Annotated in this window: 22 protein-coding genes; 5 read left to right on the top strand and 17 right to left on the bottom strand. The window is 53.3% G+C overall.

Features of this window, described 5'->3' with window-relative positions:
* Positions 1–133: 133 nt before the first annotated feature.
* The 4 genes from GW591_RS16605 to GW591_RS16590 are packed head-to-tail and all read right to left on the bottom strand — an operon-like array spanning position 134 to position 3,493.
* Positions 134–988: a metal ABC transporter permease gene (locus GW591_RS16605; RefSeq protein WP_119262296.1), complete on the bottom strand. Its 855-nt coding sequence runs from the start codon at positions 986–988 to the stop codon at positions 134–136.
* Positions 985–1,839 (bottom strand): metal ABC transporter permease, encoded by an 855-nt coding sequence (locus tag GW591_RS16600; RefSeq protein ID WP_013578202.1) that lies wholly within the window; start codon positions 1,837–1,839, stop codon positions 985–987. The genes GW591_RS16605 and GW591_RS16600 overlap by 4 nt, the downstream gene beginning before the upstream one ends.
* On the bottom strand, positions 1,836–2,615 hold the full coding sequence (locus GW591_RS16595; RefSeq protein ID WP_037032910.1) for an ATP-binding cassette domain-containing protein: 780 nt from the start codon (positions 2,613–2,615) through the stop codon (positions 1,836–1,838). Before GW591_RS16595 ends, GW591_RS16600 begins: the two co-directional genes overlap by 4 nt.
* On the bottom strand, positions 2,612–3,493 hold the full coding sequence (locus GW591_RS16590; protein ID WP_370447456.1) for a metal ABC transporter substrate-binding protein: 882 nt from the start codon (positions 3,491–3,493) through the stop codon (positions 2,612–2,614). The genes GW591_RS16595 and GW591_RS16590 overlap by 4 nt, the downstream gene beginning before the upstream one ends.
* Before the next feature lie 247 nt (positions 3,494–3,740).
* Here GW591_RS16590 and mntR point away from each other — a divergent pair, with 247 nt between their 5' ends.
* The 3 genes from mntR to GW591_RS16575 all read left to right on the top strand — a co-directional run bounded on the left by mntR (position 3,741) and on the right by GW591_RS16575 (position 5,345).
* The gene (gene mntR / locus GW591_RS16585; RefSeq protein WP_013578199.1) at positions 3,741–4,184 is read left to right on the top strand and encodes a manganese-binding transcriptional regulator MntR; all 444 of its coding nucleotides are present in this window, start codon (positions 3,741–3,743) and stop codon (positions 4,182–4,184) included.
* A 259-nt stretch (positions 4,185–4,443) separates the two neighbouring features.
* Positions 4,444–4,791 (top strand): hypothetical protein, encoded by a 348-nt coding sequence (locus GW591_RS16580; RefSeq protein WP_013578198.1) that lies wholly within the window; start codon positions 4,444–4,446, stop codon positions 4,789–4,791.
* Between the two features lie 14 nt (positions 4,792–4,805).
* Positions 4,806–5,345: a glycine zipper family protein gene (locus tag GW591_RS16575; RefSeq protein ID WP_119262297.1), complete on the top strand. Its 540-nt coding sequence runs from the start codon at positions 4,806–4,808 to the stop codon at positions 5,343–5,345.
* A 78-nt stretch (positions 5,346–5,423) separates the two neighbouring features.
* On the opposite strand, the gene GW591_RS16570 is transcribed toward GW591_RS16575, so the two are convergent.
* From GW591_RS16570 to GW591_RS16560, 3 genes are all read right to left on the bottom strand, one after another.
* A complete protein-coding gene (locus tag GW591_RS16570) occupies positions 5,424–6,236 on the bottom strand; it encodes a Cof-type HAD-IIB family hydrolase (RefSeq protein ID WP_013578196.1) in 813 nt (270 codons plus the stop codon).
* 116 nt (positions 6,237–6,352) lie between these two features.
* Positions 6,353–7,525 (bottom strand): MFS transporter, encoded by a 1,173-nt coding sequence (locus GW591_RS16565; protein WP_112151393.1) that lies wholly within the window; start codon positions 7,523–7,525, stop codon positions 6,353–6,355.
* Between the two features lie 87 nt (positions 7,526–7,612).
* Complete coding sequence (locus tag GW591_RS16560) at positions 7,613–8,611, bottom strand: ROK family protein (RefSeq protein WP_112197327.1); 999 nt, start codon at positions 8,609–8,611, stop codon at positions 7,613–7,615.
* Positions 8,612–8,749: 138 nt separating this feature from the next.
* Between GW591_RS16560 and GW591_RS16555 the strand changes: the two genes are divergently transcribed.
* Complete coding sequence (locus GW591_RS16555; protein ID WP_112197328.1) at positions 8,750–9,145, top strand: VOC family protein; 396 nt, start codon at positions 8,750–8,752, stop codon at positions 9,143–9,145.
* Between the two features lie 13 nt (positions 9,146–9,158).
* Here the strand turns inward: GW591_RS16555 and GW591_RS16550 are convergent, their stop codons facing one another.
* Positions 9,159–10,046, bottom strand: coding sequence for a serine hydrolase domain-containing protein (locus tag GW591_RS16550; protein WP_112197329.1), 888 nt, complete (start codon positions 10,044–10,046; stop codon positions 9,159–9,161).
* Positions 10,047–10,200: 154 nt separating this feature from the next.
* Here GW591_RS16550 and GW591_RS16545 point away from each other — a divergent pair, with 154 nt between their 5' ends.
* Positions 10,201–10,959, top strand: a complete 759-nt coding sequence (locus tag GW591_RS16545; RefSeq protein ID WP_153375286.1) for a hypothetical protein — start codon at positions 10,201–10,203, stop codon at positions 10,957–10,959.
* A gap of 51 nt (positions 10,960–11,010) precedes the next feature.
* On the opposite strand, the gene kup is transcribed toward GW591_RS16545, so the two are convergent.
* The 9 genes from kup to tssA all read right to left on the bottom strand — a co-directional run bounded on the left by kup (position 11,011) and on the right by tssA (position 24,916).
* Positions 11,011–12,885: a low affinity potassium transporter Kup gene (gene kup, locus GW591_RS16540; protein WP_013578190.1), complete on the bottom strand. Its 1,875-nt coding sequence runs from the start codon at positions 12,883–12,885 to the stop codon at positions 11,011–11,013.
* A 195-nt stretch (positions 12,886–13,080) separates the two neighbouring features.
* A complete protein-coding gene (locus tag GW591_RS16535; protein WP_112197331.1) occupies positions 13,081–13,794 on the bottom strand; it encodes a hypothetical protein in 714 nt (237 codons plus the stop codon).
* Between the two features lie 38 nt (positions 13,795–13,832).
* Positions 13,833–15,182, bottom strand: coding sequence for a VasL domain-containing protein (locus GW591_RS16530; RefSeq protein ID WP_134705368.1), 1,350 nt, complete (start codon positions 15,180–15,182; stop codon positions 13,833–13,835).
* A gap of 20 nt (positions 15,183–15,202) precedes the next feature.
* The gene (tssH, locus tag GW591_RS16525) at positions 15,203–17,773 is read right to left on the bottom strand and encodes a type VI secretion system ATPase TssH (protein WP_166861023.1); all 2,571 of its coding nucleotides are present in this window, start codon (positions 17,771–17,773) and stop codon (positions 15,203–15,205) included.
* A gap of 45 nt (positions 17,774–17,818) precedes the next feature.
* Complete coding sequence (locus tag GW591_RS16520) at positions 17,819–21,256, bottom strand: type VI secretion protein IcmF/TssM N-terminal domain-containing protein (RefSeq protein WP_166861020.1); 3,438 nt, start codon at positions 21,254–21,256, stop codon at positions 17,819–17,821.
* A 6-nt stretch (positions 21,257–21,262) separates the two neighbouring features.
* A complete protein-coding gene (locus GW591_RS16515; RefSeq protein ID WP_112197334.1) occupies positions 21,263–21,889 on the bottom strand; it encodes a DotU family type IV/VI secretion system protein in 627 nt (208 codons plus the stop codon).
* Positions 21,886–23,280, bottom strand: coding sequence for a type VI secretion system baseplate subunit TssK (gene tssK, locus GW591_RS16510; RefSeq protein WP_166861018.1), 1,395 nt, complete (start codon positions 23,278–23,280; stop codon positions 21,886–21,888). Before tssK ends, GW591_RS16515 begins: the two co-directional genes overlap by 4 nt.
* Complete coding sequence (locus GW591_RS16505; protein WP_013578183.1) at positions 23,280–23,855, bottom strand: type VI secretion lipoprotein TssJ; 576 nt, start codon at positions 23,853–23,855, stop codon at positions 23,280–23,282. The genes tssK and GW591_RS16505 overlap by 1 nt, the downstream gene beginning before the upstream one ends.
* Positions 23,852–24,916, bottom strand: coding sequence for a type VI secretion system protein TssA (gene tssA, locus GW591_RS16500; RefSeq protein WP_013578182.1), 1,065 nt, complete (start codon positions 24,914–24,916; stop codon positions 23,852–23,854). Before tssA ends, GW591_RS16505 begins: the two co-directional genes overlap by 4 nt.
* Positions 24,917–24,922 lie beyond the last annotated feature (6 nt).

Raw genomic sequence — 24,922 nt, 5'->3', positions numbered from 1 at the left:
CCTTAACTCTTACTTCATTGAACTTCAATAAACCCGTGTGTTGCTGATCGATGGTAGGCTTTTATGCGGCAGGTAGCCAGCGGCGTCATCAGAATCGCTCAAAAAGGGAATACGGCGTCCTGACGCGCCGGTACTAAGTATTCGGTGCGGCCTGACGCGGCTTAATCGATTTGCGCAGTAAATTCGCCGTCAGCGCCAGCAGGAAAATGGCCGCCTGCACCAGAACGATTGTCGGCCCGGTCGCAGCATCAATATAGAAGCTGATAAAAGTGCCTGAGATGGCCGCAAAAAGTGACGTTGTCACGGAAACCACCAGCATCTTCGTCAACGTCTTACACAGCAGAAACGCCGTAATGCCCGGCGTAATCAGCATCGCCACCACCAGCACCACACCGACAGCCTGTAACGCTGCGACAATGGTCAGTGCCAGCATACACAACAACGCATAGTGATAAAAACGTACCGGCAGCCCGATGACTTTCGCCTGTACAGGATCAAAACAAAACAGCATCAGGTCTTTAAATTTGAGGATAATCGCCATCGTCACGACAGCGGCGATAATCAGGGTTTGCAACATTTCACTGTCGGTCACACCCAGCACGTTGCCAAACAAAATGTGGCTGAGATGCTGCTCGGTATTCACCCGCGAGAACAGCACCAGACCACCGGCAAACATACCGGAGAAGACGATCCCCATTACCGAATCTTCTTTCACCCGGCAATGTTCTTTGATGAAACCCGTCGCGACCGCGCAAAACAGGCCGGAACCGAACGCGCCAATCACCAGCGGAATTCCTGCCAGATAGGCCAGCACTACGCCCGGAAGGACCGCATGAGAAATGGCGTCCCCCATCAGCGACCAGCCTTTAAGTACCAGAAAACAGGAAAACATTGCGCAGACGATACTGGTGGCCGCAGCGGTCAGCAGAGCACGTTGCATAAAATCGAAGCTCAGCGGCTCCATCAGCACATCAAACCAGGACATCATGCGCGGCTCCGGTTTTTAATGCGGAAATGATTCACCAGCCAGCCATGTTTCGGCGCGAACAAGAACGCCAGCAGGAAGACGGTGGTTTGCAGACAAACAATCACCCCGCCGGTTGCACCATCGAGGAAATAACTCAGCCATGCCCCCGCTGCACTGGTCACTGCACCGATGATCACAGAAATAATGAGCAGGTGTGAAAAACGGTCTGACAGCAGATAGGCCGTTGCGCCGGGTGTGATGACCATTGCGATCACTAAAATTGCGCCGACAGTTTGTAACGCCGCTACGCTGCACGCGCTGAAAATAGTGAAGAAAATCACTTTCAGCCACAGCGGCGAAAGGCCGACCGAAACCGCATGCGCTTCGTCGAAAAATACCGCCAGCAGGTCACGCCAGATAAGACACAGCACCAGCAGCGAAACGCCGACAATAATTTGTACCTGTAAAATATCGGCGTCATCAATCCCTAAAATATTGCCGAACAGAATCGACTGCACGTTAACGGATGTCGGGTTAAGCGACACCAGTAACAGGCCAAGGGCAAAGAACGTGGAGAACACAAAACCGATAATCGCGTCTTCCCGCAGTTTGGTGAAGTGACGCAACAGTGTCATGCAAAGTGCGGCCAGAATACCGGTCCCGAATGCGCCGATCGCGTAGGGAAAGCCCAGCGCGTAAGCGCCTGCGACACCGGGCACTACCGAATGCGACAACGCATCGCCCATCAGTGACCAGCCTTTGAGCATCAGATACGCCGATAAAAAGGCACACACTGCACCGACACCGGCACTCACCCAGATGGCTTTCACCATATAGTTGTACTGAAACGGCTCCAGCAACAGTTCGGTCATACCGCCCGCCTCACCGGTTCTTGTGGCACCAGATAGCCGATATTACGCAGCGCACCGCCAAAGGTATTTTCAAGATTCTGATGGGTAAAGGTGGTTTCCAGCGGACCGGAAGCCATCACCGTGCGGTTAATCAGCACCACGCGATCACAAAAATCGGGCACGCTGGCGATGTTGTGCGTCGACACCAGAATCAGATGTCCTTCCTCGCGCAGTTGTCGCAGCAATTCGATAATGGCGTTTTCAGTTTTGATATCCACGCCGGTAAACGGCTCATCAAGCAACATCACCCGCCCTTGTTGTGCCAGCGCACGCGCCAGGAAAACGCGTTTTTTCTGACCGCCGGAAAGCTCTCCAATCTGGCGGTGGGCCAGCTCCGTCAGCCCAACACGCGCCAGCGCGGAAGCAACTTGTTTTTTATCTTCCTGTGAGGGAATGCGCAGAAACGACATTTTGCCATAGCGCCCCATCATCACCACATCCCGCACCAGCACCGGGAAATTCCAGTCCACCTCTTCCGACTGCGGCACATACGCGATCAGATTTTGTTTCAGTGCTTTGGCGACATTGAGGCCATCAAGTGTCACCCGCCCGTGCGTCGGACGGATAATCCCCATAATGGTTTTAAACAGCGTGGATTTACCGCTGCCGTTCACGCCCAGCAGTGCGCAAATCGAGCCGCCGTGCAGCGTGAACGAGGCATTCTCAATCGCGGTATGCCCGTTGTTGTAGGTCACCGAAATATCATCAACCTTGAGATGCAGCCTGGTGTCACTCATTGTCCGAACCCTTCTGCGATGGTACTCACCGTGACTTTCAGCAAATCAATGTAAGTCGGCACCGGCCCGTCAGCGGCAGACAGTGAATCGACATACAACACGCCGCCATATTTCGCGCCCGTCTCTTTACTGACCTGCTTCGCCGGTTTGTCCGAGATTGTGCTTTCGCTGAATACCACCGGGATATTTTGCTGACGCACCAGATCGATGATTTTTTTCACCTGCTGCGGCGTACCCTGTTCTTCCGCGTTGATCGGCCACAGGTAGGCTTCTTTCAATCCATAATCTTTCGCCAGATAACTGAACGCGCCTTCGCTGGTCACCAGCCAGCGCTGTCCTTCCGGGATTTTCGCCAGACGCTCACGCAACGGCGCATCGAGCAGGCTGATTTTTTCGGCATAATTTTTAGCATTGCGGTCATAAACGGCGGCGTTTTCAGGGTCATATTTCACCAGCGCGGCGCGGATATTTTCGACGTAAACCAGCGCATTTTTCGCGGACATCCAGGCATGAGGGTTTGGATTACCGACATACGGTCCTTCCTGAATAGGCAGAGGCGCGATGCCGTCCGTCACTGTCGCAGAAGGCACATTCCTGATGTTGGCAAAAAAACGACCAAACCAGCGTTCAAGGTTAAAACCGTTCCACAAAATGAGATCCGCCGACTGGGTTTTCACGATGTCGCGCGGCGTCGGCTGGTAATCATGAATTTCTGCGCCGGGTTTGGTGATGGATTCTACCGTCGCCGCATCACCGGCAACGTTCTGCGCGATATCCTGGATCACTGTGAAAGTGGTGACGACTTTAAACTTCTTTTTGTCTTTTTCGGCCGCCTGCGCGTTTCCGGTGATCAGCGCCACGATCATCCCGACCAGCATCAGTCGCAAACGAAACGGCGAATAGCTGAATAATTTTAAAATGCTTTGTCCTTTTTCCATCAAATCTCTCCTGTCACTCTGCGCATTAACCGGCGGTTTATTATTCAGGTATAGCACAGGCTATACTCCATAGCCAAGGCAAAGTTTTCAGAAATTGGTAGATGTGTGTACTTGGTTTACAATGCGTGAGTTGCCGTGGTGTACGCGGCAACGGTAAAAACCGTTGAGCAAGAAAGAGGCAGGCGTAGTGAAAGAAAAAAAAATAAATCCATTACTGGATGTGGAAGAACACGCTCAGGGTTTTTTACAGGTGCGCGAGGCACATCGCCGGGAATTAATGGACGATTACGTTGAGCTGATTTCAGACTTAATCCACGAATTTGGCGAAGCGCGTCAGGTCGATTTGGCCGCGCGGCTGGGGGTTTCTCAGCCTACCGTCGCAAAAACGCTCAAACGACTGGCCAATGCCGGGCTGGTTCATCAGTTACCCTATCGCGGAACCTTCCTTACGCCTGAAGGTGAGCGGCTGGCAGCGGAAAACCGCGAGCGTCATAACGTCGTAGAAGCGTTCTTTATTGCCCTTGGGATCAGCCCCGAAACCGCGCGCCTCGATGCAGAAGGTGTTGAGCATCACGTCAGCGATGAAACGCTTGAAGCGTTCAGACGCTTTACGGCAGAGAAAAAATCCTGATTTAACGCCGCATCTCATCCGCCGCCGGGTTGGTTTTTTAACAGAACCGGGCGGTTTTCCCCGATATTCCCACGCCCTCTCCGATGTTCGTAAAGTAATCTTTTCCCGTGAATTTTTTGCTCACAATTGCTGGCGTTACCTTGTCAGATTCACCCTGATCTCCCGCCAACCTTTTCCCACACTTGGGCGTATCGTTACGCTCAGGAATGGTGGCATTTAAGCCATTCCCTGTATCCGATCATTGCGCGTCGAGGTTGTTATGAAAAGGTTGTTGTTGATGCTGACCGCTGGCGTGCTGATGTCTGCCAGCTTTGCATCGTTTGCCTATGGCTATTACGGGCATGGTTATTATGGTCACGGCTACTATCACGGTGGATACGGTGGACCGCGCATTATCGTCGGCATCCCCTGGGGACCACCACCGCCTCCGGTGTATTACGGGCCGCCGCCGGTGGTCTACGTTACACCAGCACAACCGCAGACATATGTTGAGAAAACTCCTGACTATGCCTATTACTGCCAGAATCCTGCGGGCTACTATCCGCATGTGCAGCGCTGTCCGCGCGGCTGGATGAAGGTGGTTGTAGGTGATTCCGCACCGCGTTAACAGGCGATAATTTCATGAACAGGTTCACTCCGCTGGCGGTTATCGCCCTGACTGCAGCGCTTTCCGGCTGCGTTTCTCCTCCCACCCGGCCCGATGTGATGGTGTTACCCGGCACCGGTAAGGATTATCAGCAATTCCGTATGGATGAAATGGCCTGCCGGAATGACGCCTACAACAGTGTTAACGGCGGCGCACAAACAGCCAACAATAACGCAGTCAATACCGCCGCGGCAGGCACCGTTGTAGGTGCGGCGGCGGGTGCGCTGCTAGGCGCGGCGTCTCATCAGGCCGGAGCGGGCGCGCTGGTTGGCGCAGGCAGTGGTTTGTTGATTGGCAGCGCGATGGGCAGTAACGGCGCAGGTGCCAGCAGCGGTAATTTGCAGAATCAATACGATACCGTCTACACCCAGTGCATGTATGCCAAAGGCAATAAAGTGCCGGTCGATGCCAGCTATGGTTACAGTGCGCAACCTCAGGCACAGTCAGAGGTGCCACCGGACTACTATCCGGCCCCGCCGGGAAACAACGATGTTCCTCCGGATTACGTACCTTAAGTTTTTGCACAATTAAAAAGGCTGCCCGTTCTCTGGCAGCCTTTTGTTTCAGTTCACTTTTCTTCAGTCTTTCGTCGTTCAGGCAAACGGCGCACGGTCATTAAGCACATCATCGATAATGTTCAGCACACCCTCATCGCTGTTTGATGGTGCCGTGTATTTTGCGGCAGCTTTGGCCGCTGCCGAGGCGTTTTCCATCGCAAAACCAAATCCGCAATAGCTGAGCATTTCGAGATCATTTCCGCTATCACCGAAGGCCAGCACTTCCTCATCCCGGATACCGTAGATTTTCTGGATTTTTTGCAGGCCGCAGGCTTTGTGATTTCCGCTGATGATCAGATCCACCGAACCGTGCCCGCTGGTAACCGGCGCAACAATATTGCCCAGATGGCGGGTAATTTCGCCCATAAGCGGATAAACGTCATCCTCCCTATAGCTAAGTGCGAATTTGAAAATCGTGTCGTGAATTTCGGCATAATCGCTCACTTTGCTCAGGCGGTGATAGTAACGACGCATCCGGCTGATAAAAGCTTCATCGGTGCCATTCAGTACATACGCGCCCTTTCTGCCGCAAACGATGGTGTTAATGCCCGGTGTCCGGCTGATCCAGTGCAGTACGTCAGCGACCTGTTCAGGTTCGAGTTTGCCGCAATAAACTTCTTCTTTTTTGTCGACGACATAACCCCCACCTTCCGCCACATAGGCAATCTGTTCATCGATGTCATCGAAGAAAGATTTAAGCTGGTAATACTGATTACCGCTGGCCACCACAAATTTGATATCGCGCGCCAGCAGTTGCTGATATTGCTCGCGAAAACGGATTTTATTGTATTCATGTTGCGGGTTCAGAAAGGTTCCATCCATGTCTACGGCAATAAGTTTTACGGCCATCACAGCTCCTTGCAGGGTCGGATTTTTATCATTAACAGTAAAAGAAGGCTGACGGGGTTGAGGCGCCAGCGGGCAAATTTGCTACTCAGTTATAAAACCTTGATCTTTGAAAACAATCAATACTTCAGTTTGTATGCGCCAAACGTGATGATAAGAAACGCGGCAGCTACCGCCGAAAATGCCACATATAAACTGGATAAATGGGCGATAAAGCCAATGACTGCCGGGCCACCGAGCACACCGAGATACCCAAGTGTGGCAACCATCGCCACAGACATATTCACCGGCATCACTTTCTCCTGGCCTGCGAGGGTAATCAGTACTGGTACGATATTGGCCGCACCGATACCGACCAGCGCAAACCCGCATAACGGCAGGATCCAGCCCGGTAACAGCACCACCATCAGGTAACCGGCGATCCCCAGCACACCGCCCACCACCAGAATTCTTTTGCGTCCCAGCGCGCTGACAATGGCATCGCCGGTCAGGCGCATCAGCGACATCGCGACAGCAAACACCGCAAAGCCCCAGCCTGCATGTTCCAGCGCCAGCCCGCGCTCACGAGTCAGAAATACGCCACCCCAGTCGAGCACCGCACCTTCAGCCATAAAACAGATCATCGCCATCACGGCCATCAGCGCGAGGCGAAAATTCGGCCTCGCTTTAGGTTTGCCCTCAGCCCCGTCTTCCTCATGCGCGCCAAACGGTAACATGCCGCGGAAAGACCAGGCAGTCACGATGACAACCAGCGCCACGGCAAAAAACGTGCTGCCGAGCGGCGAAATACCGGCACTGAGCAGTAACGCGCCGCCACCGGCCCCGGCAATACCGCCGACGCTCCACAGGCAATGAAAGCCAGACATCAGCGGTTTATCCGCTGCCTGTTCAACCAGCGTTCCCTGCACATTGACCGCAACATCAGCCAGACCAATTCCCATGCCGAAAATAAACAGACTCAGCGCCAGCAACCCGATATCACTGAACACCGCCAGCAACGGCAACATCAGGCAATACAACACCACGGCGGCCACAATCACCGCCCGGCAACCGAACCGGCCAATAATCCGACCGGAACCCAGCATCGACAGCAGTGACCCCGCACCCAGGCACAGCAACAGTAATCCGAGATCACCCGCTTCGGAATGCGTACGCAACTGCGCGTAAGGCACCAGCGCCGCCCACAACCCCATCGCCATGCCGGTAACAAAAAATATAGCCCGCGTGGCGACACGTCGGGCAGGACTTCCGGCATGCGCGTTGACACTTTCCATTTCAGATGACAGTGACATCAGGTTCCCCCGGCAGAAAATTAATTATTAAAAGACTTTTAATAAGTGGCAAGTATAGAGGTGAGGACAAAAAAAAGTCAATACGGATTACTCGCCGAAAGCGACGTACAGATTGTAATTATGCAGGGTCAGTTCGGTGATGCCTTGCAGATAATCCTTACGCATGGAGGGGCGGTAAGTCAGTTCAGGCATATGTTGCGCGGGAATATACTGCTGGCAGAGTGCCGTCAGTTGCGGGATCAGCGCTTCGCTGATTTTAGGGCCGGAGAGTGCAATGGTGACCGGGTTGATAATCGCCGTCAGCGAGACAATCACTTTTGCCATCTCCTCCGCCACCGGCAGCGTGTTCAGATGCTCAAACGGCAGGTTGGAAACTTCACCGGCAAACTGGCTTGCGCCCTGTAATACCTGTCCGTTAATCACCATCCCGCATCCGAGACAAGGGACATCCGGCTTAAATACATAGGCAACCGGCGCAGTGACGCCGGCACAACTGCTGCGGTAAAAACCCCAGGCGGTATAGTTCATGTCGTTATCGACTTGCACGTACAGGCCAAAACGGTCACGCAGTTGTTGTTCGATGGCAACACCGGCAAACACCGTGATATCGCAGGTCGCGACGGTGCCTTTCACCACCACACCCGGCAATCCAACGCCCAGCGCTTTAATATTCGGGTAATCTGCCAGCAGCGATTCAATCTGCTGATAAAACGTTGCCAGCATCAGCGGCAAAAAACGAACTTCGCCCTGAGCCAGGCTTTCACCCGTGGCTGAATTCACCGACCAGATAATCTGCGCCGCCGTGTCACTGCCCTGTGCATACAAACTCAGTACGGAGAAGAAGTCCGGGTTATATGCATAGCGCTGCGCCGGACGCCCACCACGAGAAACTTCCAGTTCCAGCGCCAGTACCTCATGGCGCAGACTCAGTTCATTAAGCACCGCACCACACGTCGCAATGCTCAGCCCGGTAGCAACCGCTAAATCTGCTTTTGTTGCCGACCCCAGTGATTTCAATGCATTAGTGACCAGCACAACATTGTTGATCTTCATTTCACGGGTGGTACGGTTGAGCGGAGTGAACATGTTGCCTCGGGGAATACGGGTAAGAATGAGGGCTAATTTAGCACAAAGTGGAATAATGCTCCGGTTGTCTGACGACAAAAGTCTGCACGCAATGCCATAACCGGCTATAAAAAGTGTTCAGTTTCAATGGAGGCACCCATGATTTCACACATCTGTATCGGCGTTAACGACTTTGAGCGCGCTTACAAATTTTATGCCACGGTGATGGCTGAACTGGGGCATATCCTGAAGTTTTGTGACGATGAAAAACCCTGGGCGGCGTGGATGGCACCTGATGCACCGCGCCCGTTATTTTTGATAGGTAAACCTCTTGATGGCGATACCGCCAGCGCCGGTAACGGCCAGATGGTGGCATTGCTGGCAAAAACACGTCACACGGTTGATCGGATCTATGAATACGCTATCGCCAATGGCGCAAGGGACGAAGGCCAGCCGGGATTACGTCCGCATTATCATGCGGATTATTACGGCGCGTATTTCTGCGACGCCGATGGCAATAAACTGTGTATTTGTTGTCATGAACCGCAGGTCTGAACCCCTTTCCGCATTATTCGACGTTTTGCACAAGTCTGCCGAGTTCAGTCTCGGCTTCCCCTTCGTGATATCCGTCAGTAAAGCAGGCTCCGGTCACGGGTTCGCTGAGATCCGGGAAGTGATAGACCGCATTCACGCACGACGGACCGCCGCCTGAGTGACCTGCCGAGCGTCCGGCTTTTCCCATTGCGCCGCTCATCAGCCCGAGCGCGTAACCGCATTCGGTCCACGGTCGCCCTTCAAGGGCACCGCCGAGCGGGTATGTCACCCGCATGTCAGCCAGCGATGCCGGGCTGAGGAGTTTGCCGGTGAATAAACCGTGCAACAGTCTGGCGGCGTCCCGCACATTGCCTGCCAGACAACCGTGAGACACCCAGCCCGGATCGTACTTTCCGGCGGCTTCACAGTGAAGTTGCGCGAACTCTTCGCGCGTGGTGGCAAGAGAAATGCTGGTGAGCCCGAGCGGTGTGGTGATGATGTCTGCCACCAGTTGCGCAAAACTTTGTCCGGACGCGGCTTCAATCTGCTCGCGGGCCAGCATGTAGCCAACATTGGAATAGGACCAGCCTTCACCGGGTGCAAACAGCATGCCTTTGGCTAAGGCGGCATTGAGTAATTTTTGGCGCTCCCAGGGTTGCTCACCGGCAGCGACAGCGTCGTGATAGATTTTCAGCGAGCCGTAATCCGGCAATCCGGCGGTGTGGTTGAGCAGTTGCCGCAGTGTATAAGCCGCGCCGTCAATGCGGCTGTCGGGCTGCAAAACGCCACGTTCACTGAGCTTCAGCGCGCAAATCGCTATCGTGGTTTTGGTGAAACTCCAGTAAGGAAAACGAGCCTCGAAATCCCCTTGCCCCCTTTCTTCCCCTGAGGCTGAAATACAATAAGAATGGAATTGATGCATGACTAACCTCATCGCATGAAAGAAAACGGGCAAGGCCGAAGAATAGCTGATAACAGACTGCTCTGAGTTCCCGGAATGCGCATTCATCTCTCACCGGAGATCGGGTATATTGGTACGCAGATCACAAAAATCCCTTAAAGGAAGACGTCGCACTATGAGTTATCGTTTCACCCTGGCTGCCGTAGCAGCCGTTTTAGCCCTGACAGGATGTGCAAAATCGAAAACCGCCGACCAGGCACCGGCTTTCGATTTTGGCTCCACGCGGGTGACCGTAACGCACGTCCCGACCAAAACCGACGACGGCACCAAGCTGTATGTGACCATTGATGGCAAAGATGCCGGTGCGCTGGGGATTGGCGAGAGTATGGAGTTACAACTTCCGGAGGGCAAACATAAAGTCGGCGGCTATGCCCGTTCACTTGTTGGCCGCGTGACCATATCCCCTGTCGAAGTGGCCACTTCGCGCGATGTGATCAGTCATGTAACCTATTCGGTTGCGAACCTCAAACCGACATTCCTTGTTCGCGCATCAACGCCGGTTCCGAAACCGAAGTCAGAATCAATTCCGGCAGAACCCGTTCCGAGCATTCCGAGCATGCCAGCACAAATTGAAGATCCTGCCGCAGCTGAACAGACGCAAACTGTAGCGCCTGCCGCGCCGGTAGCAACTCAGCAAACGCAGACTGCCACACCTGCCGCGCCGGTAACGACCCAGCAAACGCAGACTGTAACACCTGCCGCGCCGGTAACGACTCCGCAAACGCAAACTGCAACACCGGTAACCACGCAGGGGACGCAGGCGCCGAACATCACCGAACTGACGCCCGTCACTCAGTCGCCAGCATCACAAGCAACGCAGGATTCAGCAGCGTCTGTTATCACAGATTTAACCTCCTCCGCTCCGCAAACTTAATCCGCCTTTACCGCTGGTGCCTGATGCACCGGCGGTGACCTGTGGCCTTCCTCAGAATTTCACCACCGCACCCAGCTCAATCACCCGGTTTGGTGGAATATGATAATGTTCCGGCGCACGCAGAGAATTTCGCTGCAATACCTGAAATAGTTTTCCGCGTGCCTTCAGGTACCACGGGCGCGGCTCGCCGAGAATAAAGGTGTCGCGCGACATAAAAAATGAGGTTTCATTCATGTTGCTTTGCAGCCCTTCCAGCCCGCAACGATAAAGGATATCCGTCACATTCGGCTTTTCCCGCCAGCCATAACGGGCGATAACCCGCCAGAATGCCGGTGAAAGCTGTTCGATAATCACCCGCTGTACGTTATGCACATACGGCACATCCTCGGTGACGATAGTCAGTAACACCACGCGCTCATGCAATATCTTGTTGTGCTTGAGGTTATGCAACAACACCAGCGGCACTTCATATTGCCCGCGCGACATCACCACGGCCGTTCCCGGCACCCGTTGTGGCGGCGCTTTTTCAAGCGAGGTAATCAGAGCCTCCAGCGCTTCCGGATCCTGACGCAAGCGGCGCAGCAACCGCGAACGTTCCGTTTTCCAGGTCAGCATGATCACCAGAATGGTCAGCCCGATTGCCACTGGCAACCAGCCGCCCGAGAAAATTTTGCTCAGGTTGGCCGCAAACAACGGTACATCAATCAGCAACATGGCCGTGATCACCAGGCCGCCAGCCCAGCTTTTCCATCCCCAGTTTTTAATCATCACAATGCCGATCAGTACAGACGTGATCACCATCGTACCGGTGACCACAATACCGTACGCCGAGGCCAGATTACTGGAATGTTTGAAGCTGACGATCGCAATCAGCACGGCAAAATACAGCAGCCAGTTGACGACCGGAATGTAGATTTGCCCCGACTCCACATCGGAGGTGTAAATAATGCGCATCGGCGGCAAATAGCCCATACGCACGGCCTGACGCGTCAGAGAGAACACGCCGGAAATCACCGCCTGCGAAGCAATGACGGTCGCCAGCGTGGCCAGCACCAGCAGCGGAACCAGCGCCCAGTCAGGTGCCAGCAGGAAAAACGGATTCTTAATGGCCGCAGGCTGGCTGAGTAACAACGCGCCCTGCCCGAAATAATTCATCACCAGCGAAGGCCCGACCAGCACAAACCAGGCGATGCGGATGGGTTTCTTACCAAAATGCCCCATATCTGCATATAGCGCTTCGCCACCGGTGACTGAAAGTACCACCATACCGAGTGCGAAAAACGACACGGTTTTGAATTCCACAAAGAAATGCACCGCCCAGTAAGGGTTGAGCGCCTGTAATACGTCAGGATTACGCACGATGCCGCCGATGCCCAGCGCGCCAATCGTGATAAACCATACCACCATCACCGGGGCGAAAATTTTCCCCACGCTACCGGTACCGTTCTTCTGAATAAAAAACAGCAGCGTCAGAACAGCAATAGAAAACGGAATGATAAAGCGGTCGAGCGATGGCTCGATAATTTCCAGCCCTTCAATCGCCGAAAGCACCGAGATGGCAGGCGTGATAACGCCGTCACCATAGAAGAAGCTGCCGCCGACCAGGCCGATAAACATAATGAACGGGATCCAGCGCGGATTCAGATTGCGGATAGCCAGCGCCATCAGAGTGAGAATGCCGCCCTCCCCGTCGTTATCAGCCCGCATGACGAAACTGATGTATTTAACGGAAACGACCAGCATGAGAAGCCAGAAAATCAATGACAGAAAGCCGAACAGCGCGCTTTGCGTCACGGCGATGCCCGCCTGTCCGGTCAGGCATTCACGCAGGGTATACAACGGGCTGGTACCGATGTCGCCATAGACAACACCGATACAGGCCACGGTCACAGTAAGCAGCGATGATTTATTTTTAGTTTGCTTCATGAGTGGCTTCACAATTTCCGGGGCGACGTTGGTCGTCCCACAGAAAGAGTATAGATACACTCGTACGCCATCGGGTATAGATGAACGCTTTATTATTCAAGGCTAACTTTTGACATTAAGGGCATGATAGTCATGCGTAAAGCGAACCGGTTTAAGGGGGCTTACACATGACGCTCATCTCTGTAAAGGAGATCTTTAACGAGAAATGTCAATAACCGGAACGCCAGGATTACATTTTTTCATCCGTTCAACTAACTTGTACAACCTTTCGTTAATCCCTAGGGTCGCTTCCCGAGTCGGACGTATAGTCTTAGGTGCTACAAAAATCCCCGCTATTTTAATCTCACGCGTCGGAGGTAATCCCTGATAAGTATTAATATCCGGACGACCAATAAGCAGGATCTCATTATGCCATTGGTAATTAGTGTTCTTGAGTATCTTTTGGGGTGGCTGAATTTGATTGTAACCACCGGGAGCAATGATTTCTTTCTTTTTAGATCTGCCCGCAAAAATATTGTCAGCAAGGGCAAAACGGTTATAGACCATACCATTACTGACACCCGCATGATTAGGGAACCATACATCACCGCTGAATGTTCCCATTATATTTTGCACCGGCACATCGAGAATAAAGCCTGCTTCGAAAAATAATCCTGATTGCGATCTGACCGTGAGTCCGGCCCCCAGCCGGAAACCGGCCAGCACGTTATCCAGATCAATGAATGAACTTGAAATAATATCCCAGGTTTTAAAAACATCTCTGCCCGGTTTCATGAGCAGTGGTGTATTCACATAGTTAGCAGAAACCGTGTGAATCAGCAGTTGTCTTTTTTTATCACGAGCGTCCCATTTCTTCAACGCTTTGACTTTATCTGCATCGGGAGACTTTAACTGTTTTTTACCGAACATAATGTAACTCCATTACATAATTACTATTAATAAATTCTTCAGATATGCTTTTCAAATAAATACATAAAATAGATTGAATTTAACGCTTCGATTCTTTGTGAGACCTGCTTTAATAATGCCGAATTAAACTGATCGGTATTTTCATTTTGCTGACTGAGTTGCCAAAGTAGGGTTTCAGCGGGCACACCATTGCGCTGCAGGTCCTGCCGTATCTGATATACCGCTGTTTTCAATTCTGACACGGTCATATATTGGCTGTGTTTCTTTTCAGCGTTCAGCAACCGGGCTTCAAGCTCATCAAGATGTTTATTAGCAAGCACTAAACCGTCCAGTGCCGGAATATCTCCCGCCTTTTCATCTACTGTGCGCTGCCATTGAGCACTGTACTGATTTCCCGGATAGGCTTTTTCCAGATGATCAGACAATATTTCACCCTGACGCAGCAATACATCAGAGGGTTGTTCGCTCAGCCATGTCAGCACCGGTGCCGCCTGCGCTAACACTGCCTCTTTTTGCGCATTCAGATCGGCTTCAGGCGCTTTGTTCCAGGCGTCATTTATTTGACGCTCACTGTGTTGCAATGTCAGTAACGGGACGCTCAACTTTTCACTAAAACTCAACGTCTGTGATGAGAACCAGAACGCCGCAGCGACGGCGCAAACCGCTATGCCAGCAGCCATTCCACCGAGCCCCCACAATAACGGGCGCGGGTGATGTGTCTCAGCAAGCTGGATTTCAACCGGTTCTACATCAGGTACGATGTCAGTCAGCAGTGCAGCGACATTTTTCTCACTCAATACCTGAGGAGTCTTATCTACGGGCTCACGTATCGCTTTCGTCACTTTGGCGTGGACCGGATACGGCACGGAACGACAGCGAACCTGCAGGAAATAATGCAGATTGTTCAGCGAGTCATGGCTGCGTGATTGCAGGTTTTTGGACTGTGTGCACAGCACGCCGATACTTCTTTCTACCTGTCGCATTTCCGCGCTGTTTTCCGGCCCGTACTCCAGCGTATAAATATGCGTCGCCACATTGGCATTGAACCAGTCGATCAACTGCTGTCGCTGCTGAACGGCGGCCACCGGCGGCCAGCAGCGCTGGCTGTTGTGGGTAAATGCCGTCGAAAGCAGATCGAGTGCCAGCGCCAGCCCTTTCCAGCTCTTAAGCCGCAGGTTGATGAGACAAAACCACATGCCACTTTGCAGGTCGTAGCCATATTCATGGAACAGCTGAAAACACCGTTCTTCCAGCGCATTCCAGTCCAGTCTGGCGGGAATGGTGCCATTCAGCGGGCTTAGCTCACTGCTCAGCAACAGAAAGGATTTGCTGAGCCTCGGATCGTGCCCGTTAATTTTCAGTGCGCGCAAATTCACCCGGTTTTTCATGGTTATCCTTTTCCTGTCACTCAGACGGGTTGTTTCGCGGCAGAGCGTTTGGTCGCTGACTGTTTCGTCAGAGTGAGCTGATCTTTACTGACACCAACCTGCAGGCGGATATCGGCTTTGCTTTCGACCGCCAGCAGACGGTCGGTCAGCAACGGCAGCAGTTCCCGATTCAGGACGGCATCAATTTCGCGCGCCCCGCTTTGTTCGACCTGACAGCGGCTGGCCATGAACTCCACCACTTTTTCGCTGTAGCTCAGGGAGGAATTACCTTCACCGGCACCGCTAAAGCGTTTGCACACTTTATCGATTTTGAGACGGATGATTTTTGCCAGTGTTTCGCCCACGACCGGCAGATAAGGGATCAGCTGTAAACGTCCCATCAGCGCAGGACGGAAGTACTGATCGAATTCAGGCCGCAGGAGTGCTGTCAACTCTTTCTGATCCGTATTTCCGGCGGCACAGGCGGTCATCACGCGATCGCTGGCCAGATTGCTGGTCAGAATAATCAGGGTATTGCGGAAATTGATCAGTTGGCCTTCAGCGTCTTCCATCACGCCTTTATCAAATACCTGATAGAAAATCTCCATCACATCCGGATGGGCTTTCTCAACTTCATCGAGCAGCACCACGCTGTATGGACGACGACGCACCGCCTCGGTCAGCACACCGCCCTGCCCATAACCCACATACCCGGGCGGGGAACCTTTCAGGCCTGATACAGAATGTGCTTCCTGATACTCGGACATATTGATGGTAATTAAACTTTGCTCGCCACCGAAAAGCAGCTCAGACAAGGCCAGCGCCGTTTCTGTTTTCCCAACTCCGGAGGGCCCGGCCAGCATAAAGACGCCGGTCGGCTTAACCGGATCCGCCAGATTGGCGCGCCCGATGCGGATTTGCTGCGCAATGTCCGCTAATGCGTGGGATTGCCCGATCACCCGGCTTTCCAGACGTGCAACCAGATCGCCAAGCTGTTGCTGCTCTTTTTCCATCATCCGGCCCAGCGGAATACCGGTCCAGCCAGCAATCACATCTGCGACACAGGTCGCATCCACGCAGTCATACACCAGAGCTTGATCTTTATGCATCTCAGCCAGTTGCACACGCAATGCGGCAATCTGCGCCACATCCTCAATACTATTAATTTGCGCCACGATCTGCTGTTGCTGACGCCAGACCGGCAGCAGTGCCTCCAGACTTTGCTTCAGTTCGCTTTCACGCTGGTCCAGCCATTTCACCCGGGAGGGATTCTCGCCCTCTTTCAGCAGACTTTCCCGCTCAGTGTGAATGTTGCTGATCATCGCATTAAGATCTTCGATCTCTTTAGGCTCATGGCACTGTGAAATCGCCACCCGAGCGCAGGCGGTGTCCAGCAAGCTGATGGATTTGTCCGGCAACTGGCGGCCAGAAATATAGCGGCTGGAGAGGCGAACAGCGGCCACGAGCGCGCTTTCGAGGATTTGCACGCCATGATGTTTGCTGAGAGCCGGTTTCAGGGACCGCAGCATGGCGATGGCGGTCTCTTCATCAGGCTCCGCCACTTTGATCACCTGAAAACGTCGTGCCAGGGCCGCATCTTTCTCAAAATATTTTTTGTATTCAGCCCAGGTGGTGGCTGCCACCACGCGCATTTCCCCGCGAGCCAGCGCTGGTTTAAGCAGGTTAGCAGCGTCGTTCTGACCGGCCTGTCCCCCCGCGCCAATCAGTGTATGCGCCTCATCAATGAACAGAATGACCGGAGACGGGTATTCTTTCACTTCACGCAACAGAGTTTGCAGGCGGTTTTCAAATTCGCCTTTCACGCTGGCACCGGCCTGAAGCAACCCCATATCCAGCGACAGAATCTCCATTGACTTTAGCGCTTCCGGTACAGTGCCATCCGCAATGCGCTGTGCCAGCCCTTCAACCAGCGCGGTTTTCCCCACTCCCGGTTCACCGGTCAGCACCGGGTTGTTCTGACGGCGGCGTAATAGCACGTCGATCAGTTGACGAATTTCAGGCTCGCGACCCAGCGCGGGATCCAGTGCCGCATCACGCGCCTGTTCAGTCAGGTTACGGGTAAATTTCATCACCGCAGAATCAGTATTGTGGCGGGTTGCAGCAGGATGATTCGTGGCCTGTACCGGTGCGCAGGCATCGTGCAGCAACCGGTCAGCGCGATCAGCCTGACACAGCAGCGCCTGCTGTAAGGCTGACGACAGGTGGATCTGATTGTCTTTTTCACTGGCAAGCAGGCTACCCAGAAAGGCCTGTACCGGCAGTTGTGTTTGCTGCCAGCAGGCACTGGCGTGCAACCAGGATTTCTCCAGGTGTTCGACCAACAGCTCCGATAATACCGGGCTACGCGTATTGCCGCTACGCAGGTGGTTGAGGCTGACTTGCAGCGCATCGACTAACGCATCACCCCGCAATCCGGCATTCAGACAGAGTTGCTCAATCAGCGCAGGCTGACGGGTCACCAGTGCGAGCAGTAAATGCTCGATGTCCACTTCGTGATGCGTACGGCTGACGGCCAGACTGATCGCGGCATCAAGGCACTCACGTGCCTCGACATTCATTTTCTCTACAATTTTCTTCAGGTAGTTACCCATAAATTATCCTTTTTAAATTTTTCAAAAGGCGTCCTGATCAGACGCTCAGTGACATCCGGTAATGCGGACAGGCAGTTGAGAGAACGCACTCTTCAGCGCCGTCGGTCGTTGTTTTTCCGCTTTTTTAAGCCCGGTTTCCTGCTGCGCCTCAGCGTTGTCATTCAGTGCCTGATTGAGTTCTTGCCACTGATGCCAGCGATCCTGCACCGCGTTCTGTGAGCCGCTCTGATAACGCACCATGACTTCTTTGATGCCCAGTGCCGTCAGCTGAGCAGCATCATCCGGGAAATCTTCCGCTTTGAAACGATGCTGCCCGTCGGAAATGTCCTGCAGGAAATCAGGCCATGCGGCGTCGCCGAAGTATTCGTACGTCAGATCGAAACCAGGGAACTTGATCACCAGCGTGGCACGGCTGCAATGCCCCGGGCGCCAGCGGAATGCCGCCTGTTCGCTGAAGTTCATGCTATTGAGCTTCCACTGTTGCTCATCGCAGAACAGCGTCAACTGAGTACCCACCGGCATCAGCCGCGCACCGCCGGGAATGGTGGCAGGCAGGCTTTTAAGCGTCAGTTCCAGCGATTTTGCTTCCAGTGCCGCCATTTGAGCCTCCAGATCGGCCTGCTCATCTTTCAGGGCGGCCAGCGCATCGTCATTGCGGGTATTTTCACGTTCCGGCATCGCCAGCACGTCATCCGGACGCAACACGTGATTGACCATTCGCAGAAATTCCGGTGTCAGGCCCGGTGTCTGCCCGTTGAATTCGCCCGCTTTTGGCCCGTTATCTTCAACCACCAGCACACTTTTTGCCGGTCCACGGATAAAGTCAGACAGGTATTGCCACGCCAGATCCTGTTGGTCATCGTACTCCAGACGGCTGGCATTATTTTCCATTGGCCACAGCACCCGGCTCTGCCATTGCTGTTCAAGCCAGCAGGCAGAACGCTGCATGGCATGCGCCACCAGCCAGTGCGCATCATTCTGATACAACGCCCACACCGCGTTGGTGGCAAAATCATCGCGTTCCGCCGACAAGCTCTTACGCAGCACGTTAAAACGGCTGTCGAGTAATTGCAGTGGATTGCTGTCACCCGCCGCGCCGGTCTGGAACAGTCCGCGCGTCAGACGATCGCTGCTTTTCGGCGTAGCAAACACGTCCGAAACCGCCGCATGCAGACTGTTTTTCCAGGCATTCCAGTTTTTCACATTGAGATCGGAAAGCACGGGTGTCAGGGTTTTGCTGTCGATTTTCAGCAGTGCTGAAATTTTCTTCTGAAAAGACTGCTGGACCTTGCTGATACGCGGTATCAGCGCACCGGGTACCGACATAGCCTGTAACTGATTCAACCGGCGCAGCTCGCGCAACCAGGGCTCGGCATCCTGAGCACGGATGTCTTCTAGTTGTTCATTGACGTAACGGGAAAATTTCATTGATGGGCTGTTACCCTGATCGAGCGTAATCAGCGCGGTTTGCCACTCTTCGCTGGTCAGCTCCGGGGCGGGTTGCTGGTTCATCGCCAGCATCATCGTCATCCATTGCGTCTGGCGCAGCGCAGGCCAGTGCTGTTCAAAAGCCACTAGCGCAGGCATCGGGACCTGTTCACCTCCTGCGCGACGAATTTCCTTCAACCAGCCCTGAATTTGTGCGGTGCCCTGTAGCGTCCACAGACCACTGACCTGCGTTTTATCCTCAGACGAGGGCATGAAATCCGTCAGATTCACTGGCGTCAGATCGCCTGAAGGAGCCACCAGCCATGCCATCTGCGGATCACTGTTGACCAAACGTCCGAGCAATTCGCGCAGTACCACAAGTTGCTTGCCGCCTTCCGGCAACTGTAACAGCGCGCGTTGCAACACCACATCCTGTTGATAGGGTAAGGACACGGTGGCCCCGGTCATGCTCAGCGCCGCCGGAACCGGCGCCTGTTTTATCAGCTCACTGACCGGCTGTTTTTCCCACATGGCCTGTTTAGTGATAAGCGTGCTTGCCAGGTTCAGAATCAACTCGCGTTTTTGCTGTGGATCGGCGTCGGTGAACAGCTGCTGGTAGTTATCTGCTATCTCCCGCAGGTTCACCTTATCGCGTGGGGATGCAGCAAGAATGCTGGCCTCAAGCTGCGCATGGCGATGGTTGAGAACGGGAACAAAAGGTAAATATTTCAGCGGATGTGCATTCCAGTGTTCAATGTTCTCAAGCTGCTGAACCTGCGCCGTGACATCCATTTGCGCGGGCGAGCCCCCGGTGAGGCGGTTGGTGAAATAACCGGAAAACAGCACATAGGTTATTGCCAGCACACTGAAGGTCATCGCCCCCCATTTATGCAGATAGCGACGGCCAAACCCGACAGGCTCAATTTCACGCTGGCGGCTTAGTTCAGGCAGTAATCGGGCCATCAGGTCATGGATAAAGAAAGCCTGACGCGAAGCACTGTTTTTGCTGACAGGTTCAGTGGCGGTAAACCAGATACCACCCAGTGCTGCGGGCTGAAAGTAAGCGTCCGGCTCACACAGGGCGGCCAGATAACGTTGCAGTGCAGGTTGCAATTTCGGTAGCTGTTCAGGGAAATCCATCAACGCCAGCGTGTCGCCATCCGGTTCGCCGCCCGAAAGCATGCTGACACGCACTTTATCCAGCCCGTCTTTCACGCACGTAAACAGCGGATCCAGCAAGGCCGGATCTTTCCCGTCGACGACAGGCGAACGGCGCCAGTAGTAACCCAGCGGTTGCTGGCGCTGTTCGGCGGAGAGATTATTGGCCCAGTGGCTGAAACCGGGCACCCGGTCACAACAAGTGATAAACAGATACACCGGCAGACGGCGTTTGACTTTACTGACCAGCGGTTCGATCTGCGTGCGGATATGCCGCGCATGCAGATGCAGTTCCGCGTCATCTTTTTCGAGCAACTCACTGACCGACACGCACACCACGATGCCACCCGGCGCAGGCAGACGGGCACACCAGTTCACCAGACGCAACCAGCCGCGCTCGAAGGCCGGGGTTTTATTCAGAAAATGGCTGGAGAGGTCGAGAAAACCTGCGGAACGAAAAAACCACCAGCGTAAGGTTCGGGTCGGCACAACCAGAGAACTTTCCGGTTCATTAGAAAACAGCGGTAATCCTGCACCGGCCATCAGCGTCGTTTTACCACTTCGCCCGCCAGTGAGTATAAACCAGGGTATTGGCTGTTTGCGTCTTCTGATGCGCTTAATTACCGCAGCCCCGGTTTTCCAGTGTTCGAATAAAACATATTCCAGCCGGGTGAGTTTAAATCTTGCCTTCAGGGAGGAGATATATTTCGCCTGCGCCATACCGGAAACAGATCCCCAGACAAACCGGGAAAATAAAACGGCGAGGATCAATATCAGCCACAAAATTAATGCATGCAGGAGTGTTTGTTCGAAAACAACAGACATGACAATACAAACAATAAGTAACAGGCACAGAAATAGTGTCCATGCGACAAAGGAAAGTAATTTTTTAAACATGATAGGTTACCTGAAAAATATCCCTAAGCCGGTGGACAAAATCACTAAATAGACGACAACAGGCAGTGCCAGTAACAGCCCTTTACGCTGGCGTAGTTTTTTCACCACCGTTTTATTTTTTTCGCCGCCGCCTGCGTCCTGTTCAACCAGCAAGGCATTGTTCGGCCAGTGACGCCAGGCTTGTGGCAAGCATTGCCGCTCATCCTCGATGCGCTGTTGCAAAAGCTGCGCATCCTGTGAGGTATATTTTCCGTGGAAGCCCATCAGCAGACAGAACAGATACACCATTCTCAGTTGTGTATTGGTTTTATCGGTTTGATCCAGCCGGTCGAAAAATGCCTCGCCGCCGACAGAAATATCAAAATAATATTTCTGCAACAGATTGCTTCGCCATTCTTTCACCCACTCCGCGCGGGATCTTAATACCCGCTCATCTACCCACAGCACCACCGCGAAATAAGCATCATCGCACTCTGCTTTTTCATGATGACGTTCTGACTCAAGCAGCGCCTGCTGTAATAAAGTAATAATTTTTTCGCGAAACTCTCTGTAATCAGAATATTCCTGCGGATTAATAAAAAACGCCGTCACATAGCGAAACAGCGGTAAATAACAATTGAGCAAACTCATCATGAAGGCACCACAAATATAATTTGCACCTGAAGATCTTCCGGCATGTCTGGCCAGTAGAAGGAAATGCTGCTGTGCTGCCGGGCTTTGTTCCACAATTCGCTATCCTGCTCGACAAGGAAATAATGCGAATCTCTGCGGTTTGGTACACCCCGCGGTGGCTGTGGACAACGAACTACCGGAATGCCCGGCAGAGCATGCTGGATCAGTGGTTCGATCATTCTTGGTGAAGCCAGTTTGATGCCACCCGGATTTTTTATCTGACGATTTTCCATCGGCATGCTGGCGGAACGTAACAGCAGCAGTACCGTTTCGGGATTTTTGCTCTGCGCGCTGTCAAAGCTTCCGGTGAACACGCCCTGAAGATCGTTTTCCAGCGTGATGTACGTATTGTCCTCAAGCACCAGACTGTTCAACAAGGTAATCAGCGTCTTACGGGCGCTTTCGAAACAACTCAGCAATTCATTGTGGTTGTAGGTTTGCAGTGAATTTTCACCGTCGTGCCACTCACCAAGGAAGGTGCAGCTGTCATTGAATGAGGAAAGATCGCCCACCAGCTGGCACAACACGTTGTAGACTTGCCATGGATGAACCTGGCGCGCCTGACAGAAATTTTTCAGTTGTGGCAACACCCGGTTGAGAGAACGCATCGCTAACAACTGTGTCATCTGGTCGCCACGGTCGGCATCGCTGACCAGTCGCTCTGAGCGTTTGTATTCTTCAAGCTTCCTGGCCCGCGCACTCAGTTCAAAATAAATAGTGTCAATCAGCTTGCCGAGGCTGAATGATCCAAAAAGTGTCACGGAAGGTGGCGAGAATGTCGGATCGAGGATCACCCGTTCGTTTTCATAACGCAGTCGGGTGAGTGGAATGCATTCGCAGTCAACCGCATCGTCTTTTTCAACGTCCGTCAGCAACCTGACGTTGTAGCACAGGCGTGCCACTGCAGCATCCGGCGCATGATCATAGACATCTTTCATCACCCGCTCTTCGCTGGTGTTGATCCAGCGCGTGACGGCGCGATCATGCTCTTTTTCCAGCGTGGTGACATTACTGTGCAGCGGATCAAAGCGACGTAAAGCCAGCCAGATGGTCAGCGGCTGATCGCGCTGTTTCCAGAGGTCACGGAAGTTGCGTTGTTCAACACGGCTGTTGCCGGGCAGTGAGAGCAAGGTACCGCCGGGCAAAATACAACGGATCTGCTCAACGCTGATCACGTAGTCGCTCAGTGCTGCTTCATTAATACTCACCTCAATCAGCCCGTGATTATAGGGCTGCGCCAGCCGCAAATGCTGCGCGAGGTTCCATTCATAATGCAGGTCAAGTGACTGAAAGTGCTGCGGCTGCAGATAAAGCCCGGAATGCCAGTAAATTTGCTGTTGTTCTGGATACATTATTTTTTCTCTCCGGCAACAGGGACATCTGCACTGACAATACTTTCACTGCCTAAGGTGACAGAAAGAGTGACCGGCGCTAAATGCGCCTGCCAGACAGGCTCCCACCAGCCAGTGCTCTCAGACTCTACCGGCACCAGTGCGCTGACCATGTGTTTCTTTACCGGGAACGGATAGTAGCCTGCGACCAGCGCCACATTGCGGGTATCTCGGGCGCGATCAATATGCACCGTGTTGGTTTGTCCCGGCATCATGACGTAACGATCCACCTGCAAAACGTCTCCTTCGCTGCCGGCACCGGCAAACAAGCTTTTCAGCGTCGCGGGATTACCCAGTATTTTATCCAGCGTCGGTTTATCCTTGGCTTGTAGCAGTAATACTGTACAGCTGTTGGGCATGTCGTTCAGGCTGTTCAGCCCCGGCTCAGCCCGCAGTTGCAGAGTGATAGCCCCATTCGCGAAAGGCGCAGCCACTTCACTGATCGCCTTCTGACGGCTTTGCCCATCATCTGACGCGCAACCTGCCAGCAGCATGACACTCAGTATCAGCCCGGTCAGTCCCCTTTTCCCCCTCATTCTCTGCCGTGTCCTTTCAATACTTTGTTGATATCGCGCATACTGCTGTCATCCTGCAACATCTCTTCCAGCCATTCGGTCAACGTCATAGCCGCCCAGCGCGCCGCACGCTCCATCAGAAAAGGGACGGGGCTTGACGGTTCGGTCTGACGGAAAAAATGGGCAATGGTCAGCATCTGGCTGATGGCCAGATCCCGTGACATCGTTTGTTTTTTGGTGTTATTCATCAGTGAACTGACGTCATTGGCTTGCTCATCTTCGTCAGGCATTAATACGTTAAGGGTCATCACGTCGTCATATGCCGGTGCCGCACGGTCAAACAGGCGTTTCACAAATTCCTGCATTTCGGCGACGGCACTACGCATCTGCCCCATTGCCAGAGAATCAGCCTGCGGATTCAGCTGACCATAGAGGGTTTCAAGCGTATCCAGCATAGTCATCAGTTGAGTTAACGCCTCGTTCTGTGCGGCAACTTTCTGCGGATCCAGTGTGGCAGCCCAACGGTTGAAGGTATCCATCGAGAAATCATCGTCACTGCCCCGTTCCGCAGCGCTGTCAGGTTTCATCGTCACCCGGTGCTCATAAGCGAGCACCTTGCGCCAGTGATCCAGCGTGCTTTCCGGCTGTCCAAACAGAGGATGACAATGCAGCATTTGCGCCAGTTGGCGGTCCAGACGATTAATCATGCCATGGCGGATTATGACGCCGTCCTCATCCAGCTCCGGCCAGCCGGTTTGCCAGTAAGTTTGTATAAACGGTATCAGAAAACCGGTACCGTCCAGCAGGCCGCGGATCCCGTGTTGCTGGCTCAACCCTTCGATCAGCCAGCAAGCCACCTGCAAATCTTTGCTTTCTGCCTGCAAAACCTTCGCGCTTAAGCGAACGACTTTGCTCCAGTCGGCTTTACGCAATTCAGTGGCCCATTCGCCCTGCGGCAAATAGTCAGGATCGCTTTCCCGCGCCTCACGGATTTCGTTATAGACCGGCTCATATTCCATGTTGCGCCCGACAGGATGATCGCCGCTGAACGGGGCAAGCAAGGGCTCAAAATTCATTATCATTTCAAT

It is taken from the genome of Rahnella aceris (assembly GCF_011684115.1).
In the GTDB taxonomy this organism is placed as follows: Bacteria; Pseudomonadota; Gammaproteobacteria; order Enterobacterales; family Enterobacteriaceae; genus Rahnella; species Rahnella aceris.
The sequence above is the reverse complement of the archived record's forward strand: the minus strand, read 5'-3'. Positions and strand labels throughout refer to the sequence as shown.

Coding starts and splice junctions, on each gene's coding strand:
- GW591_RS16605 (WP_119262296.1), bottom strand. CDS start 988: ATGATGTCCTGGTTTGATGTGCTGATGGAGCCGCTGAGCTTCGATTTT.
- GW591_RS16600 (WP_013578202.1), bottom strand. CDS start 1,839: ATGACCGAACTGTTGCTGGAGCCGTTTCAGTACAACTATATGGTGAAA.
- GW591_RS16595 (WP_037032910.1), bottom strand. CDS start 2,615: ATGAGTGACACCAGGCTGCATCTCAAGGTTGATGATATTTCGGTGACC.
- GW591_RS16590 (WP_370447456.1), bottom strand. CDS start 3,493: ATGCTGGTCGGGATGATCGTGGCGCTGATCACCGGAAACGCGCAGGCG.
- GW591_RS16580 (WP_013578198.1), top strand. CDS start 4,444: ATGAAAAGGTTGTTGTTGATGCTGACCGCTGGCGTGCTGATGTCTGCC.
- GW591_RS16575 (WP_119262297.1), top strand. CDS start 4,806: ATGAACAGGTTCACTCCGCTGGCGGTTATCGCCCTGACTGCAGCGCTT.
- GW591_RS16570 (WP_013578196.1), bottom strand. CDS start 6,236: ATGGCCGTAAAACTTATTGCCGTAGACATGGATGGAACCTTTCTGAAC.
- GW591_RS16565 (WP_112151393.1), bottom strand. CDS start 7,525: ATGTCACTGTCATCTGAAATGGAAAGTGTCAACGCGCATGCCGGAAGT.
- GW591_RS16560 (WP_112197327.1), bottom strand. CDS start 8,611: ATGTTCACTCCGCTCAACCGTACCACCCGTGAAATGAAGATCAACAAT.
- GW591_RS16555 (WP_112197328.1), top strand. CDS start 8,750: ATGATTTCACACATCTGTATCGGCGTTAACGACTTTGAGCGCGCTTAC.
- GW591_RS16550 (WP_112197329.1), bottom strand. CDS start 10,046: ATGCATCAATTCCATTCTTATTGTATTTCAGCCTCAGGGGAAGAAAGG.
- GW591_RS16545 (WP_153375286.1), top strand. CDS start 10,201: ATGAGTTATCGTTTCACCCTGGCTGCCGTAGCAGCCGTTTTAGCCCTG.
- kup (WP_013578190.1), bottom strand. CDS start 12,885: ATGAAGCAAACTAAAAATAAATCATCGCTGCTTACTGTGACCGTGGCC.
- GW591_RS16535 (WP_112197331.1), bottom strand. CDS start 13,794: ATGTTCGGTAAAAAACAGTTAAAGTCTCCCGATGCAGATAAAGTCAAA.
- GW591_RS16530 (WP_134705368.1), bottom strand. CDS start 15,182: ATGAAAAACCGGGTGAATTTGCGCGCACTGAAAATTAACGGGCACGAT.
- tssH (WP_166861023.1), bottom strand. CDS start 17,773: ATGGGTAACTACCTGAAGAAAATTGTAGAGAAAATGAATGTCGAGGCA.
- GW591_RS16520 (WP_166861020.1), bottom strand. CDS start 21,256: ATGTTTAAAAAATTACTTTCCTTTGTCGCATGGACACTATTTCTGTGC.
- GW591_RS16515 (WP_112197334.1), bottom strand. CDS start 21,889: ATGATGAGTTTGCTCAATTGTTATTTACCGCTGTTTCGCTATGTGACG.
- tssK (WP_166861018.1), bottom strand. CDS start 23,280: ATGTATCCAGAACAACAGCAAATTTACTGGCATTCCGGGCTTTATCTG.
- GW591_RS16505 (WP_013578183.1), bottom strand. CDS start 23,855: ATGAGGGGGAAAAGGGGACTGACCGGGCTGATACTGAGTGTCATGCTG.
- tssA (WP_013578182.1), bottom strand. CDS start 24,916: ATGATAATGAATTTTGAGCCCTTGCTTGCCCCGTTCAGCGGCGATCAT.